Raw genomic sequence first — 18,874 nt, forward strand, 5'->3', positions numbered from 1 at the left:
GCAGGTCGCGGCCACCGACACCACCTCTACTCTGGCGACCGCAGGGGGAGCGACGCGATCATGCATCAGATGCAATAGCGGACGTTCTGGTTGACGTAAGCAACGTTATCGGCGGCCGAGCAGTGGTAGATCCGCTGAGGCCTGAGGGTGCTTGTACAAGCGCGCTGAAAGCTCCTCCTCTAGACGTCCCGTTTGACTGAAGGAGCCGTGTCAAATAGGACGTCCTCCCTCAACGTGTAGACGTTGCGCCGGCGTGGGGCAGCGAGGAGCGAAGTAGTCAAGGGGCGACGGCTGACGGTGACCAGGCCCAGCGCGCGCAGGCTGTCTAGTCCGCGTCTCCGCGTCTCCTCGGACAGTCTGTAATGAGCGTCGGCGATCCCCGGAGAGAACCAAATGGCCTCCTGCTGGCGGCCGGAGGCGCGGGAGAGAAGGATCAACAGCATCGCGAGCGCTGGTCCCCCGAGAGTTGCGATCCAGCCTTGAGTCCACAGCTCGCTCGGCACCTTGAAGTACCGGTGACGGCCGAAGTCGTCGCCCTTCTGCTTCAACTCCACGATCCGCTGGCCCGGAAGCGTGTACGGCAGCCCGCTCGCTGAGTCTTCAAGGAGGAGGATCCGCGGCGGGCCTCCGACCTTCGCCTCCACCTTGATCAACTTCAACTTAGCCAGCTGCCGGATAGCCGCGTTGACGCGCTGCGCTCCCCGTCCTCCGGGGTCGGGCAGTCCGATGAGCATCGCCCAGGCTCTCGCCGCCGCTACGACGTCATGCGGCTCGCCAACGGCCACCCAAAGCAGTGAGAGAGCGATCTTGAGTTTGACTTCGCCTCCTCGTCCGCCGCGGACGAGCTGCGCCATGGGCGGCGGCGGGCCGTTTGGGTCGTTCTGGTCCAGGAACGCGGCCCTGACCTGCGCAGCAGGGCGGTTGACCCGCTCCTTCAGTTCGCGAGCCACCTCGATCGAAGTCCTGACCCGGTCGCCAGTGTTTTCAGGCGGAGAAGAAACTGGCTGTGCCACCCGCTGTCCCTGGTCATCACTTAGGTCATTCCTAGTCTCCGCCACGGACAAAGGGTAGCACCGCCACAGGCCATGGGTATGACCGCTCCGAAGCATGGCCACGCAACGCTAAGCGCGTGTACGCTGCATGGAGCCTCCAGGGCGTGGGCCTCGCTGTCGAGCGAGGACACCAGTATGCCCTTGACAAGCAACGGGTCACGTGCGACTCTGCAGATGCTCATCACGTGAGGACGCGTCGGATCCCTGGCCGAAGCTCCTCATGAGGCGGGCAGATGGGGACCCATTACTCGCTATCTGTCCCGCCTCGGCGTGATGGCCAGGTAGGCCCCTCGCCTTCGGGCGAGGGGCCCTCTTGCCTGAGGAGGCCCAAGCCTGCGACTCCGCGAGCGCCGGCTAGCACCAGTCGATCCTCGTGCTGGTCGGCAGTAACCGAGGGCGCTCATCCTGGCCGGGCCGGCCGGGCGACGGTCCATGCATCTGGGTCCAGACGCACTTAAGGGGTCCGACCGCTAGGTCAGACCCCTCATGTGGCCATCCACATTAGGCACGCGGGACCCGGATGGCTGGGGAGTCCACATGCACGAACACCACTACGTTACATGCCGTCAAGGGAGGTGTCCAACCAATGAAGCCACGAGATGAGTTGGCCACCAGCTCGGAGCAGCAGAAGGATCTTGACAGGCTGTTGTCCGAGGCGCGCATGGGCAGCTACCAGACCGCGGCGGCGGGAGCGCCTGGCGCGGCCCTCTCGTCGCTCGACGTCTACGTCTACAACATGAGGCTTGCAGGCGCCCTCCTCGGCCCGTTGCACCTGCTTGAGGTGGTCATTCGGAACGCCATGCATGAGCAACTGACCAGGCACTTGGGACGCCCCGATTGGTGGGAGTCGGACGCCGTCACCTTCGAGGACTGGCAGGACAGGAGTCTGGAGAAGGCGGAGTTGGACGTCGACAGGGTCTGTAGGAACGGGGGGCGTGACCCGGTGCCGGGCGACACAGTCGCGGCGCTCGAGTTCGGATTCTGGGTAGGGCTGCTCGGGCCGGGCTTTGAGCGAGATCTGTGGCGCCCAGCCTTGCAGCAAGCGTTCCCCAACAACCGGCGCGGCCGCGACGGGCTGTACAAGATGCTGAGCAGACTCCGTCGGCTACGCAATCGAGTCGGCCACCACGAGCCTGTACATGACCGCGTCAACCTGCGGCAGTACGAAGACATCATCAACGCCATCAAGTTTGTGAGCGTGCCGGTCAGTGTATGGGTGGACGACCGATCACTTGTCCCAGTGGTGCTGCAACAAGCTCCCGGCACAGGACTCAAGGTGCAGCACTTCTAAGCGGCCGCTGTTTCTCTGACTGGAGTATCGCCGCGCCCATGTAGATCACCGACTTGCGTCGGCATGTGTGCCTGGCGACGGGTAGCTGCGTTGCAGCAGCGACGCTCGGTACACCCAGTCGCGGCAGGCCTATCGTTGCGCTCGTCCCTCGGATCCGGGTGGCGGAGTGCGCCCGGGGGCGGCCATAGACGGTGCTGATCGCGCCGGACCTGCCGCAGTCCTCAGGGCTGCCAGGCCTTGCCGGGGCGGGCTCTGTTTGCCGCCGAGGGATCTCAGACAGGATCCTGCTCACGTGATCAGCGAAGTTCCACGCCCACCCCAAGCCACAACTCTCTCTGGTGACGAGCCTCTAGCTGGTGTGGGCTGCACCGTCCGCGATTTCTGGGCGTGGTCGTTGTCAGACCTGCGCTCGAACACGGCCCGATCCAAACTGGCTGAGTTTCTCGTATCGCGAGCACTCGATGCCACCGGGTTCCCGCATGTCGAGTGGGACAGCTGTGATGTCCGGACGACCGACGGCATCGCTGTCGAAGTTAAGGCAGGCGCCTACCTGCAGACGTGGGAACAGCGCACGCTGTCGGCGGTCAGCTTCGGGGGCCTACGAGCACGTACGTGGTCACCCCAAGAGCGGCGCTACACCCCCAGCTCCACCTACAACGCCGACGTTTACGTGTTCGCCCTGATGCACGCGAGCGACCACGGCTCGTATGCCGCGCTAGACGTCGCGCAGTGGTCCTTTTGGGTCCTCTCCCAGGCGCACGTCGCGGCCACTGGTCAGAGTTCACTCGGCCTCAACCGAGTGAAAGCTCTGGCCGGGGAGCCCATTCCGTACGGCTTACTGGCCGCCGGCATACGCGCCGCAGCAAGCGCCTGACGGGGCCGAGTCTCGTCCCGGCGTCATCGGCGGACACAGCGGTGCGACTGAAGGATCTTCAGCAGAGTGTCGGCGAGCTGCGTTGGCGCCTCAAGGACGCGGGACGAAACGGAAGCCATGTCGAGCACAGTCCGGAGGCTCGACCGTCCAGGCCCTGAGCCTTGCCTACGGCTCATGCCGCCGACAGGGGGCGCGGCAACGTCTGCGCGCAAGCAGCGAACGTAAGGCACCACGCCGGGCGGGGTGTCACTGCGCGCTGTGCGACGACAGCTCTTCTGACCAAGCGGGCAGTGCAAGCAGCGGAAACTGCGCCTGTCTAGCAGTCAACTAGGCGTGCAGTGGCGCAAGGCCAGCTGTACTGACACTCCTGACAGACCTGCAGCCCATCAGCGTCTGCCCCCAGCGGGCGGTGCAACGCGCGCAACTCGTCCACCAGACACTCGTACGGACGACCACCGAAGTGTCGGTCGAGGTGCGGCTGCGCCGCCCGCAGCATGGCCCGAGCCACCTGGTACTGGCCGCCCGGCTGGGACAGTAGTAGGCAGCATGCGCGCGGCTGCCTCTACCGCCTCAGCCAGGTGCTCACTCACCGCAGCAGCATCGGCCGATTTGTGCGTGGTCTGAGCAGCCCACGACAGACCTTTCCGGCCTGGGGGTCTACAGCAGCGCCTCTGCGGCGGCCCGGTACGCCTCGTCTCGGTGCGTCTGCCGCCGCTCCCGTTCCTCGGGGTCCGGATGGCGCAGTGCTCCACGGGCGGGGTGGTAGGTCGGGATGACGGTGAGCGCGCCGGACCGGGCGACGTCTCGAAGGCTCGGGCGACGTCGCACAGCGCGGCTCCAACTGGATTGAGCCTCCTTCCCTTGCAACAGCACGACCTGTACGTGAGGCATGAGATCGAGCAGCTCGAGCAGCGGGTCGACGCCGGCGTTGAGCTCGGCGCCGGTCGGCGGTGTCTGAGACTCCTTGAACCAGGGGTAGGCGTTCCATGGCGTGACGTCTCGCGGTTCGATCCCAGCCTGGGCGAAGGCGAGGGCCTGCCGTTCTGCGGTCGGGTCGTCGTTCTCGATGCACAGGAAGCCAGAACCAACCCCGTCCTGGGTCGCTCGTCCGGGATCGCGAAGCACGGACAGGACGCGGGCCTCCACTCCCCCGTGCCAGGGGGCGACATGCGGCATCCACCCGCGGCCGTCTCGGTCGCGGAGCCGGTCGACGAGCTCGTTGACCGGGCGGACGTGCGGGGCGTAGCGGTCGCGTTCTTGAGCTTGGCGGAACTCAGCTCTCGCCATGAGTCGGTGGTCGGTCGTCATATGCCACGGCGGGCGCTCGGAAGCTCGAGCAGCGTCGGCTGCAGAAGATCGCGGCGCAGTCGAAGGGCAGCGACAAGTCGGTCATGCAAGGCGGCGTCGGAGCGGTCGGTGTCCCAGGCGTCCGCGAGCACCGCGATCCGGTGCTCCAAGGTCACGAGTTCGGAGTCCACACGCGACACTCTGCAGCACGGGTCAGACACAAACGCCTGGGACGACGACCACCACCGCCGCGGTTGGAGGAGTCCGCACGCCTACAGCCGCACCGACCGCCCCTGCGGCTGGCGCTTCGTCGTCGCGATCCGGGGCTCGTCCAGCTGACCGGCCCGAGCGCCGGCACCAGCCGCGGCGGGAAAGGCTGCCGCGGCGAGAGCCACCGGTGACGTCACGCCCGCTGCCGCGGGCTCGGCTCGCCCCCGAGGGGACGCTCCCCCGCGCTCGTCAGCAGCCTCGCGGTACGCCTCGAACACCGTGGCCGGCAGCAGCCCATGCAGCGTGGTGGCGCGGGCCATCTGCTGCGCCGCGCGCTCGAGCGGCATCGCTGCCAGCTCGCGGGCCAGGGCACGGGTGGCGGCGACGGTCCCCTCGGCGGTGCCCAGGTCCCATCCCTGCAGGTGCGCGTCGGTGACCCGATTGGCGAGGGGGCGCGCCGCGGCCGCTTCGAGGGACTGCTGCAGGACGTCGGACCCGTACTCCGCATACAGGGTGGAGGGGTCCGCGCCGGGTAGCCCGGGCGCGTAGGTCGGCCACGCATCTACAGCGCGGAGGAGGGGGTAGGCGGCGAGCGATGCGGCCGCGCCGGCGGCGTCCTCGTCGAAGGCGGTCACCACTCCCCTGTCAGCGAGCGAGAGGCGGGCGTCGAGCTGCGCGACGTGCTCGGCGGTGAGCGCGGTGCCACCGGGCGCGACGCCGACGTGCCGGCCTTCGCCGGCGGCGGTGACGGCGAGCGCGTCCCACGGCCCCTCGGTGATGACTGGGATGGCGCCCTGGTCGAGCGCAGCAGAGACGGCGGGGGCGCCGAGGCCGTAGAGGTGCTCGCTCTTGCGGTAGAGCGCCGTCTGTGGGGAGTTGAGGTACTTCGGGGCGGCGCCGTCCTTGCCGGCGTCGGGCTCGAGGGATCGGCCGATGAAGGCGATGACCCGGCCTGCTGCGTCCGGTGTCCCTGCCGTGGCGACGTCGTGCACGGGGAACATGACCCGGTTGCGGAACCGGTCGACGACGGTGCCGCGGTTGGTGCGCAGGCCGAGGCCGGAGTCGAGGAGCTGTTCGTCGCTGTAGCCGAGCTGGCGCAGGTGGTCGGTGAGGCTGGTCCAGGTGGCGGGCGCGTAGCCGACCCCGTAGCCGGCGAGGACCTCGGCGGGCAGCCCGCGGGCGTGGACGTGGTCCGCGACGGCGGAGGTTGGCTGCTGGAGCTCGTGCAGCATCCGCTCCATGTAGAAGACCTCGGCGTGCGCGTGGATCGTGAGCAGGACCGCCCGGTCGGTGCCGTAGCCGGAGCTCAGTGAGGTGGGGCCGGCCGCTGGCTGCTCGTGCAGGGCCGCGCGGGTGGCCTCGGCCCATTCGCGCAGGTCGACCGTGGCGGTGGTGCTGGCGGCGACGTGCTCGACGAGGTCGGAGTCGAGGGTCTCGGCCTGCTCAGGCTGGGTGACGGCCAGCACGGTGGTCGCGGCGGACAGCACCCGACGGGCGGTGTCGCGGACGACCTGCTCAGGGTCGGTGGCGTCGCGGCCGGCGGCCCAGCCAGCGACGTAGGCGAAGGTGTAGTCCTCGGTCGGCAGGCCGTGAGCGGCGGCGACGAGGTAGGCGACGGACTCAGCCTCGACCTCCTGCTCCGGGCGGCCATGCGCACGGCCGGGCTCGCCGTGCTCGCTGCCCGCGCCATGCCGGGGATCGTGAAGCAGGACGTGGCCCAGCTCATGCGCGAGGGTCTTGACGGCCTGAGCGTCATCGACGTCGGCGCGGATGACGACCTCGTCGGCCGCGAAGTCGGTGTAGCCGTTCGCCGGCGTCGTGTCCCCGCGGCTCACGGTGAAGCTCCGGTCGGCGGCGAGGGAGGCGAGCGCGTCCCACAGGCCGTCGGGCGCTGCGCCTTCGAGCAGCTGGGGTCGTGGTGGCTCGGGCAGCGGTTCGCCGGTGGTCTGGGAGACGTCCCACACGTAGGTCGGGCGGAAGCCGACGATCTGGCCGGTGCGCCGCTCGGCGTCACTGCCGCTGCTATCAACGCTAGGGGTGCTAGCCGCACTAGCGTCCCTATCCGCCGGGGTCGGCTGCTCCCCTGTCTCGCCGTCACGGCTGCGGCGGACGACGGGGGCCAAGATCGCTAGGCCCTTCTCGCCCTTGGTGACTTGGCGTCCGAGTGCCTGCCAGGCGCGGTAGCCGGCGACGGCGGTTGCGTCGGGCTTCTGCGCCGCGATGAGCAGCTGGTTGTTGAACGAGTACGTCGGAAACTTGGCGGCGGTATCGAGCCAGCGCTTCCAGTCCGAGCCCGTGGAGAGGGACCGGACCTGGGCGGCGAGTGTGTCGTGCAGGTCCGCGAGCTTCTCCTCGCGTGCCTGCTCCCTCTTGGCCTGCTCTGCGGCCGATACCGGCCGCCGCTTGGTGGCGGCCATCACCGCCGCCCGAAGTCGCGGGCTCCGGGGGCCCGGCGCTGTGCGGCGACCAGCTGGTCGATCGTGTCCTGCTGGGCGGTGACGGTGCGGCGGAGCTCGTCGAGCTGCTGCTGCAGGTCGGCGAGTACGGCCCCGGCGTCAACGGGCAGCGTGGGGGTGGCCATCGGTTCCTCCGGAGCGGGTGCGGGTGGCGGTCGGTTCGGTGCGGTCGAGCGAGGGCGCGGCCGCCAGATCGAGCAGCGGCACCGGATAAGCGGCAGCGGCGAGAGCGGGTGCCGTTGCGGTGGACCCTGGAGCGTCCTCGGCGGGAGTCGCGGGCAGCGGCGGGCTCTCGCAGGCAGGGTCTAGGTCGGTGGTCACCGTCGCGGGCCCTTGCGCTGCTGCGGTGCGGTGACCGGCGCGGCCGCGGTCGCCGGTGCAGATGCCGTGCGGGTGGCGGCTGCTGCGCCCTGCTCCAGGACCGGGGAAGGGGCGCCGGTGATGCCGGCGCGGGCGGCGGCCGCGCCAGCGGCGTTCATCGGCTCGGGGTAGGCGAGGGCGGAGAGCTCGGCGGCGGTGGCACCGTCGGCACGGGCCGCGCGCGCCTGGCCGCCATCGACCGCGGCGGCGACCCGCTCCGGCACCGCCCTGGCTACACCTTGCCTGTGCTCGTCGACGCGGACCGTGGCCGGGTTGTCGACCGTTGTCTCGTCGGTGATGGCGGCTGCCGTGTGCACCGCGGCGTCGCGGCCGCGGGCCGCCGCGAGGTCCTGCAGCTGAGCGGCGGCTCCCTGCTGCTGGGTGGGGACCTGGTCCACGCCGGCGGCCAGCTGCCCGGCCGCTGCCCGCTGAGGTGCGGGCTGCTCAGTGAGCAGGTCCCGCACCTGCCCGCGCAGCCGGTTCTCGACCTGCCGGTAGTCCTCCGGCGTGGCCGGCTCGAGGGGAGTCACAAGAAGGTCTGCCCCGGCGCGGGCGCGCTCGGCTGCGCGGTCGTAGAGCTCGGGGAACCCCTCGACCCGCTCCTGCGGCGAGGTCGGGTGGGTGAGGAAGTGCTCGACGGTGGCCTCGATCGCCTCTTCCCGACGGTTCGTGTCGCTGCCGGTGGCGGCGGCGAGGGCCCGGCTGTAGACCTCGGGCAGGTCGGGGCGGTGCGCGTCGATCCGGCCGGTGGCGCCAAGAACGGCTGCGGTCTGCTCGGCTGCGGCCGCGGCCGGAACGCCACGCTGGCGGGCGTCTGCGTAGCCGGCGTACGCCTCCCAGGACAGGGCCGAGCCGACCGCGGCGTGCAGCGCGTCACGAGGCGGCAGGCCGTAGTCCTTGAGTTGCAGGTACTGCAGGACGTTCGACTGCCCGGCGACCTCAGCGAGGGTGGGAACGCTCGCCGTCGCTCCGGCGGGCGCGGCGAGGACCGCTGGCCCGCCGCCGGCCGAGCCCGGTCGGGTCTGCTCGGCGGCGTCGACGGCCGCGACAATCGCCACCGCGGCCGCGGTCTCAACACCGCCCGCGGTCTCGTTCAGCGCTCCTCGGCGCTGCCCGGGCTGGCCTTCCCAGACGCGGGTGGCGGGCTGGTCGAAGTAGGGCGCCACGCGGCGCATGGCGTCGACGGGGGTCGCCCCGTCGGCGCGGAGCCGGTCGTAGCGCTCCATCACGTCCGGGCGCAGGGTCCGCAGCCGGTCCTCGGCGAGGCCGGAGACGCGCTCGGCCTCGGGCTGGGGCCGCCAGCCCTGCGCGGTCGCCCAGATGTGCCCGGTCTCCTGCAGGGTCACGGTCTCCCGGGTCCGCGGGTCGAGCAGCGGCGCCCACGTCGCGGTCGCCTGTGCCTGCCGGGCAGCCATCTCCGCGCGGGCAACACCGGCGGCGCGCTCGTCGGCGGCAGCCCGCAGACGCTCTCGGGACGCCGCGATCTGGGCGAGGGCTTCCGCGGCCATCGTCGCGACGCTCACCCACTGCACGACCTTGTTGCTGGCGTGGGCGATCGGGTCCTCGTGCTGCTCGTGGGTGGGCACGCTCATCGGGTCCTCCTGCAGGGTCGAGCTCGGGTGTCGGGATGGCAGAGTCAGGCAGCCGGTGTCGGGTCAGCTGTAGGTGTGGGTCATGGGCTCCCACCAGCCCTCCGGGGCCGGCAGCGAAGGCAGCGGCGGTGGCGGGCGGTGCTCGTCGGGCCGGCACTGGCCGAACGGGCCCGAGCTGGACAGCAGCACAGGGAGGTGGTGGTCCAGGTGGTGCGCGAACCAGGTCGCCATGCCCTTGTCAGGGTCGAGGCGGGCGGCCTCGAACGTCCGCCACAGCGCCTCCAGGCGCATGATCGCCTCGGCGTGGTCCCACCACTGCGCGCACCACATGCCGGACGGACCACCCAGGGTTCGGGCAAACGCGACGACGAAGAAGCCCTCGACGAACTCGGCCAGCGAGCCGAACAGCGGCACCCACTCATCCCTGGGCGCGACCGGCTCCCGCGGTGGCACCCCAGCAGCTGGAGCGGCGGGCTGGCGCTGCAGCAGGTCACCCACGAGGTCGTCGACGTCGCTGAGCCACTGCTCGACGACGACGAGCCGGTTCCCGGCCTCCTCCAGGGTGGTCGGCGCTCGGCGCTCGGGCTCCTCGTCGTCGAGCACGACCTCCGGCACGTCGGCGCTCACGACGACGCGCCCGCGGTCGTCGTGGCACCGACACTGCGCGCGTGCCAGGCCGGGTCGGGGATGCGCGCCTGCCGACCTTCCAGAGACGCCGCCTCGATCTCGGTGTTGCTGCGCGCGAGCGCTGCGGTGATCTCGTCCTTGCGCGGGCCGGAGTACCAGGGCGCGGAGTGCAGCAGCGCCGGCTTCGAGCCGGTGGACAGCACGATGACCCGGCCCTTGGGCAGGGCGCGGATCTCGGCAGCCGAGAGGATGCGGCGCTGCTGCACCGAGCGGGAGCGGGAGCGCGTCCCGTCGCCGGAGGACACGGAGATGACCTCGACGTCGCAGTCGCCGACCAGGCGGGAGATGTCTTCGGCGAAGGCTGGGTCGTCGGTGCCGGAGCCGATCACCTTGATGGTCGCCGCGCCGAACAGCGCCTTCATGCCGGACTCGCCCCACACCCCGACGCCCTGCGGGTAGGACTGCAGGATCGTGATGGGGATGATGCCGCGGCTGCCGAAGTGGCTGTAGAGCTGGGGAAGGTCCCCGATGCGGCAGATGTTCGCGGCCTCGTCGAGCAGCGCGAGCAGCGGTGCGTCGAGGCGCCCGCCGCGGGAGCGTTCCGCGGCCTGCACCGCCTCGCGCAGCACCCGGTCTGTCAGCGCCGTGACCAGGGGGGCGGCGGAGCCGCCGCCGTCCTTGGACAGCAGGTAGAGCGTCTGCCGGGACCCGGGCAGCGTCGAGGCGTGGAACTCCTCGATCTCCGAACCCGCGGCGGGCGGGTTGACCCACGCCATGATCGCGTCGTTGCGCAGGCAGGACACCGCGGTCTGCGCGGTGAAGAACACGCTGGTGCGGGTCTCCTCCGCGCGGTGCCGGGTAGCGTCCAGGGCACTCGCGATGACCGGGTAGCCGGCCTCCCGCAGCAGCTGCGCCGGCAGAGGTGAGGTCTCGTCGTTGACCCAGCGGTAGACGTCGCGCATCGTGCCGCCCGACACCGCGGCGGCGAGCAGCAGCCCCGAGAGCAGCTCCCGGCCGGCGGGGCCCCAGATATCGCGCTTGGTGCCGTCCTCGACGGTGCCGACGAAGTGACCGGCGAGCCGGTCGGCTTCCTCGACGTTGATCACCGCGCGCAGCGGGTTCCACCACCAGGTCTGCACGACCCGGCCGATGGACTGCGGGTCGAACACCCACACCCGCTCCCCGGTCTGCTTGGCGCGGAGTTCGGCGGTGGCGGCGAGCAGGTCCGGCTTGTTGGAGGTGGCGACCACCGCGCCGGGCGCTTCGAGGAGCTGGGGGATCGCGAAGGCGGTCGTCTTGCCCGAGCGCGGGGCCATGAATGCGAGCGCGACGTCTTCCCAGGAGCCGCGCAGCAGTCCTGCGCCGGGCTGCAGGCGTCCGAGCTGCCAGCCGACCAGCGACCCGGACAGGTCTTTGAGCTTCACCCCGGCCAGCGACGGGCGCAGCCGCGGGACCTGGCGGGCCAGGTGCAGGCGGGTGAGGTGTTCGACGTCGGCGCCGCGGGCCATGAGTCGGCCCGGGTCGGCGGGGCGGCGCGACCCGCGCACGAAGCCGCTCACGACGAAGGCGACCGGCACCACCAGAACGACCAGCACAGCGCCGGCCACGGAGTAGAGGTGGGCCGGGTCGGTGTGCGGCCACTGCGTCGCGAAGTGCTGCGCGGAGTGGCGGGCCATGTCGAGGGCGAGCAATAGGGAGAACGGGCCGGGGTTCCAGCTGCCCGGCCATGAGTTGGTGTGCCCGTGGTGGTGCGCCCAGAGAGCCTCGAGGACGCCGCCGGCGACCCACAGCGCAACGGACGCGGCGACCTGCAGCCCGAACGCGCCGAGAAACAGCCAGGTGCCGGCGACGCCAGCGCCGGCGCCCGCCGGGGCGACCGTGCGGGTCGGGGTCGCGGCCATCAGCGCCCACCCCCAAAGCCGCTAGCGGCTGCGGCCTGCTCGGCCTTGGTGAGGTCGATCGTCCAGCGCTTGTTGGTGTTGTGGACGTTGGACGCCTGCTCCGCGGCAGTCAAAGTGACGCGCACCGGAATGCCGGGGCGCTGCCCGACCTTGATGAGGAACTTCCCGCGCCCGGGCGGGGCGTCGTTCTCATCCCAGCCCGGCGGGGTCGACCAGGAGGTGACCTGCGCGGCCTCCGCGGCGGTGAAGGCGAGGACCTCGCGCAGCTCGGTCAGCTCCGCCGGCGGCAGCCCGCCGACGATGACGAGACCGGAGCGCTCGACGAACCCGCGGGCCTTGGCCCGGTCCTCCTCGTTCTTGAGCGCCCGCAGGTCGGCCATGGAGTGCGAGATCATGGCCTGCCCGACGCCCTCCTGCCGGTTCAGGCGGGTGAGGGAGTCGACCTTGTCGACCATGCCCTCACCGGAGCGCAGCACCCGCCACAGCTCGTCGAGCACGATGAAGAACCGGCGCTGCGGCGCGACGCCGGCGTCCGCGAGCTCGTTCGCGGCCTCCACCGAGCCGAAGCCCTCGTTCCAGCACGCCAGCAGGACCGCGGCCTGCAGGGCGTGGTCGTTGGAGGAGATGCCCGAGACGTCGACGCAGACGGCGGTCGCATCGAGGCGGAGACGTTCGCTGGTCGGGCGGGCGAAGATGCCGCCCAGCGGGCCGTCGATCAGCGCGAGCAGGGAGCGCTGCAGCGGGTCGACCACGCCGTCGTAGCGTTCCCGGTCGCCGCGGTCCAGCGTCGGGAGCCGCACCTCGGCGGGCGCTTCCTCGAGCAGGGCGACGAGGTCACCGAGCAGCGGCGCCGAGGCCACTGCCCCGGCGGCGATGCTGGCCTGGTGGCGGCGCTCGGCGAGCAGGCGCAGCGCGGCGGAGAGCACGGTGCGCTCGGTGTCGGTGGTGGCCGACCCGCGGACGAGCACGATGAGTGCGTCGACCATGTTGAGCCGGCGGCCGTGGGCTTCCTCCCGCAGCCGGGTCGCGCGCTCGTGTAGTCCGGCGGCGTCGAGCTGGGCGGCGGCGTCGTCGAGCGCGCCGGCGTCGAGGACGTTGAGCGAGCCGAGACCGCGGCCCAGCCGAATGATCTGCCCGCCGATCGCGCCCACGAGGTCTGCGTAGTCCGGCTTGAGGTCCCCGAGCACGAGCGGGACGACGCCCTGCCCGGACAGGCCGAGAACCAGCCGACGCACCAGCGTCGACTTGCCCAGCGCCGGGAGCCCGAGGACGAACATGCTGGGGTTGAGGATCAGCTTGGCGCGCTGGAACCACGAGATCGGGTCGCAGCACACCGTCGCGCCGGTCAGCAGCGACGGGCCGAGCGGCACCCCGACGTTCGGGGCCCCGCCGCCGATGACGAACGGGTAGAGCCCGCACACCTGCGTCGTGGAACCACGCCACTCCACCGGTGCCTCCACGTAGGAGACGCGGCCGTGCCCCGGCCCGGCGAAGCCGCGTGAGGTGAGCCGCGGCAGCTGGGCCGCCCCCTGAGCCGGCTTGGGCTTCCCGGCGGCTTTGTTCGCGGCCGCCTCGGACGCTGCCGTCCGCCGTGACCGCCGCCCCGCCGGCGGGCTGCCGTCGCCGTCGCGTGGGGCGGGGACTGTGGCGTCGGTCGGAATCAACCCGGGCGCCTGCGCTGCGGACCGGCGAGCGGCCCGGGAACTCCGGCGGAACGTGCGCATCGCTGCTCCTGAGTCGTTGACGGGTTAGAGGGCGTTGCGGAACACGTCGGGCATGACGACGTGCTTGGGGAGCACGACACCGACGCCGAGGGCGGCGGCGAACGAGGCGGCCTGGGAGCCGTAGCAGCGGCGCAGACGCAGTCGCGACGCGCCGCCGAGCTGGTCAACCGCCTCCGCGGCGGCCGGGAGCTGGGCGGGGTCGTCTACGGTCGCGGTCACCAGGACCGCCTGCCGCACGAGACCGGCGCCGGCGGCCTGCTCCGCGGCCGTCTGGCGCGCAGCGCTCAGGGCGAGGGTGTCGGCGGCGCCCGGCTGCCCGCGGCGAGCAGTGGCCACGGTGTTCGCGGTCTTGACGGCTTCGTCGGCGATCCGGGCGGCGGTCGCCGGGTCGAAGGGCCGGTAGACGAACGTGACGCGCTTGCGCGACAGGCCGGGGTGCGGGGCGAGCAGCCGCCCGAGGACCGAGGACTGCACGGCACCGGCCGGGGGGCTGATCGCCGCCCAGGTGATCGAGGCTGCGGACTCGTGGCGCAGCGCCCCCCACGACTCGACCTGCGCCATCGGCCCCGCGGTCTCCCACGTGACTCCTGAGTCCTCACCGGCGGCGTGCGCCTGCTCCAGCGCGAGCGCGGCGGCCGGGTCGTAAGCGACCCGTACGGTCTCCGCGAGTTCGGTCGGGGTCATCGCCCGCACCGCGCCGGCGCCCGTGCCGCGCAGCTGCGCGACCAGGCCCGGGAGGCGCTGCCCGATCTGCTCGGCCATCTCCCGCGCCGTCCGTACGCCCTTCGGCTTCGCCGCCGGAGCGGGCAGCATCGAGGGCAGGTCCTCGTCATCGGTGCCCGCAGCCGGGTCATGACCGCGCTCCAGTGCCGTGAGGTCGAGGACCGCCTGCGCGTCCTTGGACACCTTCGCCCGGCGCCCCTTGCGCAGCGGCGTCTCGTCCTCGACGGTCGCGGAGCGACGGGCGGTGAAGGTCAGGGTCACCCACGCGCGCACGGAGGCGGAGCCGGACGGGAACGTGGCCGCGGCCTCGCGGAGCATGGCCTGCGCCAGCGCCGGCGAGGACGGGTCGATCTGCCGGTGAATCTCCGCCGCCAACCGGGTGCCAGGATCGGGAGCCGTCTCTACCGTCACCGAGCACGCCTCGAGACCCGGCTCGTGGGCGAGGTCGGCGAGGAACCGGCCGAACAGCGCCACCCAGGTGTCGACGGTGTCTTGGTCGACCAGCTGGGAGCCCTCGGGCTCGCAGCGCAGCACCACCGCGTAGTGCCGGGCCGAGGGCATCGAGAGCAGCGCGAAGTGCTCCCCCGTGGAGCTCTGCGCGAGGAACAGCTCGGAGCGGGCCAGCAGGCCCGGGAGCCTGGCGGCACCGAACGCGACCGGTGCGACCGTGCCAGCGAGGTAGAGGTGCTGACGCTTGCGCTTCCCACGCCACCACGCCACCCGCGTCGTCGAGGTCTGCCACACGTTGCGCCCCGCCCGGTTCTTCTTGGCGATGCCACCGATGACGAGCAGGAACAGCACCAGAACGACACCGGCCCACACCCACCCGCGGCCCAGTTGCACCAGCACCGTGGCAGCGAGCCCGACGAAGATCAGGACGGTGCCGAGGGTGCCGAGCCCGAACAGGCCCGGGGACACCGGCACTGCCCAGTTGCCGTAGGTGCGGACGGGGTTTTCGGTGCCGGTTGTGGTGGTGGTCATGGCAGGAGGACCTCTTTCAGGGCGCGCGAGGGCCACGAGCGGGCGTCACGCGCCCGGCCGAGGAGCTGGATGAGTCGTGCCCCCGTCGGGGAGGGCTTGTCGGGTCGGCCTAGACGCCTAGGTCGACGGAGGAGTTCGTAGCCCCGGAAGCGGTGTTGCGCACCGCGGAGGCCGCCTGCATGCCGTAGTCGGCTGCGGTCGCCGCACCTGCGGTCGCCGCGCCAGCACCAGCTTTCGCGGCCCCGGATGCTCCGGCGCGAGCCCCGGCTCCGGCAGAGCCGGCCTTGCCGCCGAGGTCGGTGACGTTGAAGGACCCGTTCTTGCCCTGGCTGGCCGTCATCACGGTGGGGCTGCCCGCGTGGCCGGCTCCGGTCGGGCTTCCCGTTCCGACCAGGCCGGGCTGGTGGCTTCCGGTCTTGCTGGTCGACGAGCTCGAGGACGACTTGTGGTCGGCCAGCATCCGCGCGCCGGTGACTGCGGCCATCCCGGCCGCAGCCAGGGCCCCGCCGCCGCCGTGCGACGTGGCGGCCGCGACCGCTGGAGTGACCAGGCGCATCAGCGCGGGCAGGGCCAGGATGGACAGCATCATCATGAACATGCCGACGAGGACCTGGAACGTCGTCGAGCCGTCCCCGATCATGAAGAACGCGGCGGCGTAGACGATCGCCGCAGCCGGCTTGTAGAGCAGGTAGGCGACCGTCCAGGACACCAGCCGGTTGAACCACGCCTTGCCTGACTCGGTGCCCGAGCCCGCGGCCGCCAGCGGCAGGACGCCGGCCACGATGGTGAGCATGCCGACGCGAGTCAGCATGAGCATCATCTGCACCAGCGAGGCCAGGATGCCGACGAACCCGACGAGCATCACCAGCCCGGGGCCCATGCCGTTCGGGCCACCCGCCGCCGACGTGATGCCGGCCATCAGGGCGATCCGCTCGCCGAGGTGCCCGCCTGCGGCGTTGTCGAGGATGTAGGAGGAGAACTTGTCGGACGCCGTGCCCAGGGCGTTGATCGCCGCTACGCCGGCCCCCGCGGTCAGCACCCACGTCAGCGTGCCACGCACCGCCTGGTAGCCGTGCCGATGGTCACCGGAGTAGGCCATCCTCAGCCCGGCGACCATAATGCACAGCACCGCCAGAGCCACGGTGTACCAGTGCGTCGACGCCTGCAGATCATGCACCGGACCCGAGGACTTGCTCACAGTGGGCAGGTCGACGTCAGTCCAGAACGTCAGCGCGAACTGCGTCGCCTTCGCGAACCCATCGGCGATCCGCTGAGCCGCCGCGTCGAAGGCGCTGCCAGCCGCCTTCGACACTGCATCGCCAGCGGCACCGCAGACTGCTCCTGCAACAGGCACATCGCAGAGGCTCACTAGACACCTCCCCATGGGATGAAGCCGCTGAGGCTGGCGACCGGCTGCACATTGGGCGTCGTGCTTCCGTCGGGCTGAAGTTCGAGCCTCCAGTCGCCGTCCACCCACCTGACGGTGTTGGTGGACACGTGCATCGTGCCGTTGCTAAAGCGGCTCACCAGCTCGACGACCGCGAGGTCCGGCGAGTAGGTGACGAACTGGAAGCCAGCGATCTGGCCAAAGGTGCCCGAGGGGTCGTCCGCCGTCGCCTTCGCACGCAACTGCACGAACCTGTCGCGGCCGGCTCCAGCAAGAACCTGCTGCTCCACGACCTGCCGCCACCCCTCACCTGGGGTGATGAGGTAGCGGAAGACGAGATTGCTCGCCGAGAGCAGTGCACCGGTGGGTGTGCGGCTGTAGCCGGCGTAGACCGGGCCGTTGATGCGGCTCGGGCCATCGGTCGCGCTGCTGGGCAGAGCGACGCCCTGGAACAGCGACCAGGTCACGCCACGCGGCGCAGCGGTTGGCACCGTCGTGTCCAGCGGGGCGGGTGCGGACGGCGTGGGCGAGGCAGACTGCGAGGACCGCGTCGCTACCGACGCGGAGGGCTGGGGAGCCGCTTGTCCCGGCTCCCCAGCCCCGTGTCCGTGCGTCACCACAGCGAGGACAACACCGAGCGCCACGATCAACGCCACGACGATTCCTGCCACCACGACACCGGCCCGCGCCCGACTCGACTCCACGCTGTCCTCCTCGAACTGCTCCCGCAGGGGGTGGAGGTCCAGCATGGTCTGTGGCCCCTGTCAGGCGTCGAGGGCGTTGACGATCGGGCCCGCCGCCACCGCGACGATCAGGCCCATGCACACCTTGCCGAGCGAGGCGACCTGCTCGCCGCCGTCGTCGCCGCGGCGGTGGGAGATCACCATCTTGGTGCCGACGGCCATGAGACCGGCGACACCGGCCACCGTGACGCCCCAGCCGACCCAGTTGAGGACCGTCTGGAAGCCACCGGTCCCGGGAGGGGCCGTGTTGCTGACCGTGATGGCGCCGGCCGGGCGGGCTCCCGCCGCCGACACGAGGCTCATCGAGGTCGTGATGGCCAGCGCGAGGAGCAGCTGACGGGCCGCGTTGACCCGAGCGCGCAGCCGGGCCAGCGGCCGGAAGCGCCGGGCGGTGCTGGCCCCCGTCGGAGTCGTCATGAGTGGGTCCCCTTCCTGGGTGGTGGGCGGGGCTTGATCTCCGCCCGGTCCATGGCCGTAAACTATTGCTTACGGTGCGAGTCAGCCTAGGAAGGTGCAATGCGTGCTGTCAACTACCGCTTACAGGGCAACGATGGCTAGTGAGCAGCTGCCGTTCTGGCAGCATGGGGCGACGGGGATCACCACTGTGAGAGGCGCAGCGTGTCGGACGAGGGCGAGTCGCAGCCGCAAGGCCCACCGCCCCCTCGTGTCCGCTCCCTCTCCGAGAAGCTGGACCTCCTGTTCCGAGAGATCCATCCCTCCGGGCGCGGCGAGTTCAGCTACCGCGAGGTCGCCGAGGGCATCGAGAAAGCTGGCGGCCCCTCCACGTCGCACACGTACCTGTGGCAGCTCCGCACCGGCAAGCGCACAAACCCGACGATGCAGCATCTAGAAGCGATCGCGGGGTTCTTCCGCGTCCCTCTCGCCTACTTCGTCGACGACGCGACCGCAGACCAGGTCAACCGGGAGCTGTCGCTGCTCGCGGCGCTGCGCGACGCCAAGATCAGCTCCGTCGCGCTGCGGCTGGCGGAGCTGTCGCCCGAGGGCGTCGACGCGATCACGCGCATGGTCGACGAGATCAGCGCCGCGGAGTCAGCCGGTGAGACTCCACCCGACCGCAGGTCGCGCGGACCCGAAGTGCCACGGCAAGATAGGGCATAAGGGCACGAAGTGCCCTCGCCCGGAACGTGCGGGCAGGGACGCGCTGGTCTAGGGGTCTGGCTGCATGAGCTGGAAAGTGCGGAGGCGCTGCGAAGCGCGCTTGCGGGGGCTCCAGCTGCCGGCCGACGCCATGAGCATGCCTGACGTAGTCGCTCACCTTGAGCGAGCTCGCGGCCGGCAGATCGAGCTTCGGCCGTTCCACATGCCCGACGGTGGCCCGTCCGGTGTCTGGCTCCCCTCCTCGCAGGCTGACTACGTCTTCTACGAGGCCGCGACCAGCGCCCGCCACCAGGCGCAGATCATCGGCCACGAGCTCGGGCACATGGCAGCAGGCCACACCCCCGCCGTTCACCAGGCGCTGGGCCGACTCCCCTCCCTCTTCCTTGCGGGAGGAGCCGCCGACCTCATGCTGCTGCGCGACGAGTACGAGAGTGCCGAAGAGGACGAGGCCGAGACGATGGCCGACGCCCTGCTCGCCCGTATCGAGCGTGCCGCCGCGGTCGCCGGCGACGACGCGTTCCTCGGCGCGCTGCGCCGCAGCTAGCCC

17 protein-coding genes are annotated in these 18,874 nt (G+C 71.2%); 4 read left to right on the plus strand and 13 right to left on the minus strand.

Translation table 11 applies throughout. From position 1 onward, the window contains the following. Positions 1 to 179 precede the first annotated feature (179 nt). Positions 180 to 950, minus strand: a complete 771-nt coding sequence (locus CLV35_RS01040; protein ID WP_121191584.1) for a hypothetical protein — start codon at positions 948 to 950, stop codon at positions 180 to 182. A 706-nt stretch (positions 951 to 1,656) separates the two neighbouring features. Here CLV35_RS01040 and CLV35_RS01045 point away from each other — a divergent pair. Next, entirely contained in the window at positions 1,657 to 2,343 is a 687-nt protein-coding gene (locus tag CLV35_RS01045; protein ID WP_147431830.1) for a hypothetical protein, read from the plus strand. A gap of 292 nt (positions 2,344 to 2,635) precedes the next feature. After that, on the plus strand, positions 2,636 to 3,217 hold the full coding sequence (locus CLV35_RS01050) for a hypothetical protein (protein WP_183061562.1): 582 nt from the start codon (positions 2,636 to 2,638) through the stop codon (positions 3,215 to 3,217). 657 nt (positions 3,218 to 3,874) lie between these two features. Here the strand turns inward: CLV35_RS01050 and CLV35_RS01055 are convergent. The 12 genes from CLV35_RS01055 to CLV35_RS01105 form a co-directional block, all read right to left on the minus strand. After that, complete coding sequence (locus CLV35_RS01055) at positions 3,875 to 4,504, minus strand: uracil-DNA glycosylase (RefSeq protein ID WP_121191619.1); 630 nt, start codon at positions 4,502 to 4,504, stop codon at positions 3,875 to 3,877. 17 nt (positions 4,505 to 4,521) lie between these two features. Beyond that, positions 4,522 to 4,695 (minus strand): hypothetical protein, encoded by a 174-nt coding sequence (locus CLV35_RS19790; RefSeq protein ID WP_183061563.1) that lies wholly within the window; start codon positions 4,693 to 4,695, stop codon positions 4,522 to 4,524. An 81-nt stretch (positions 4,696 to 4,776) separates the two neighbouring features. Further along, positions 4,777 to 7,131, minus strand: coding sequence for an ArdC-like ssDNA-binding domain-containing protein (locus CLV35_RS01060; RefSeq protein ID WP_121191587.1), 2,355 nt, complete (start codon positions 7,129 to 7,131; stop codon positions 4,777 to 4,779). Next, positions 7,131 to 7,295, minus strand: a complete 165-nt coding sequence (locus tag CLV35_RS19795) for a hypothetical protein (protein WP_183061564.1) — start codon at positions 7,293 to 7,295, stop codon at positions 7,131 to 7,133. The genes CLV35_RS01060 and CLV35_RS19795 overlap by 1 nt, the downstream gene beginning before the upstream one ends. A 192-nt stretch (positions 7,296 to 7,487) precedes the next feature. Beyond that, a complete protein-coding gene (locus CLV35_RS01065; RefSeq protein WP_121191588.1) occupies positions 7,488 to 9,122 on the minus strand; it encodes a hypothetical protein in 1,635 nt (544 codons plus the stop codon). 63 nt (positions 9,123 to 9,185) lie between these two features. Next, positions 9,186 to 9,749, minus strand: coding sequence for a DUF4913 domain-containing protein (locus CLV35_RS01070; protein WP_231121282.1), 564 nt, complete (start codon positions 9,747 to 9,749; stop codon positions 9,186 to 9,188). Further along, a complete protein-coding gene (locus tag CLV35_RS20280; RefSeq protein ID WP_121191589.1) occupies positions 9,746 to 11,650 on the minus strand; it encodes a type IV secretory system conjugative DNA transfer family protein in 1,905 nt (634 codons plus the stop codon). The genes CLV35_RS01070 and CLV35_RS20280 overlap by 4 nt, the downstream gene beginning before the upstream one ends. After that, positions 11,650 to 13,098, minus strand: a complete 1,449-nt coding sequence (locus CLV35_RS01080; RefSeq protein WP_231121284.1) for a hypothetical protein — start codon at positions 13,096 to 13,098, stop codon at positions 11,650 to 11,652. The genes CLV35_RS20280 and CLV35_RS01080 overlap by 1 nt, the downstream gene beginning before the upstream one ends. 300 nt (positions 13,099 to 13,398) lie before the next feature. Then, the gene (locus tag CLV35_RS01085) at positions 13,399 to 15,078 is read right to left on the minus strand and encodes an SCO6880 family protein (RefSeq protein WP_121191590.1); all 1,680 of its coding nucleotides are present in this window, start codon (positions 15,076 to 15,078) and stop codon (positions 13,399 to 13,401) included. A gap of 109 nt (positions 15,079 to 15,187) precedes the next feature. Next, on the minus strand, positions 15,188 to 16,390 hold the full coding sequence (locus tag CLV35_RS19800; RefSeq protein ID WP_183061565.1) for a hypothetical protein: 1,203 nt from the start codon (positions 16,388 to 16,390) through the stop codon (positions 15,188 to 15,190). 56 nt (positions 16,391 to 16,446) lie between these two features. Further along, the gene (locus CLV35_RS19610) at positions 16,447 to 16,932 is read right to left on the minus strand and encodes a hypothetical protein (RefSeq protein WP_147431831.1); all 486 of its coding nucleotides are present in this window, start codon (positions 16,930 to 16,932) and stop codon (positions 16,447 to 16,449) included. Positions 16,933 to 17,229: 297 nt separating this feature from the next. Further along, the gene (locus tag CLV35_RS01105; protein ID WP_121191593.1) at positions 17,230 to 17,625 is read right to left on the minus strand and encodes a hypothetical protein; all 396 of its coding nucleotides are present in this window, start codon (positions 17,623 to 17,625) and stop codon (positions 17,230 to 17,232) included. A 201-nt stretch (positions 17,626 to 17,826) separates the two neighbouring features. On the opposite strand from CLV35_RS01105, the gene CLV35_RS01110 reads away from it, so the two are divergent. Both CLV35_RS01110 and CLV35_RS01115 read left to right on the plus strand, forming a co-directional pair. Then, the gene (locus CLV35_RS01110) at positions 17,827 to 18,327 is read left to right on the plus strand and encodes a helix-turn-helix transcriptional regulator (protein ID WP_121191594.1); all 501 of its coding nucleotides are present in this window, start codon (positions 17,827 to 17,829) and stop codon (positions 18,325 to 18,327) included. A 202-nt stretch (positions 18,328 to 18,529) separates the two neighbouring features. Next, a complete protein-coding gene (locus CLV35_RS01115; RefSeq protein WP_147431832.1) occupies positions 18,530 to 18,871 on the plus strand; it encodes a hypothetical protein in 342 nt (113 codons plus the stop codon). The last annotated feature ends 3 nt before the right edge of the window (positions 18,872 to 18,874 follow it).

It is taken from the genome of Motilibacter peucedani, assembly GCF_003634695.1.
In the GTDB taxonomy this organism is placed as follows: Bacteria; Actinomycetota; Actinomycetes; order Motilibacterales; family Motilibacteraceae; genus Motilibacter; species Motilibacter peucedani.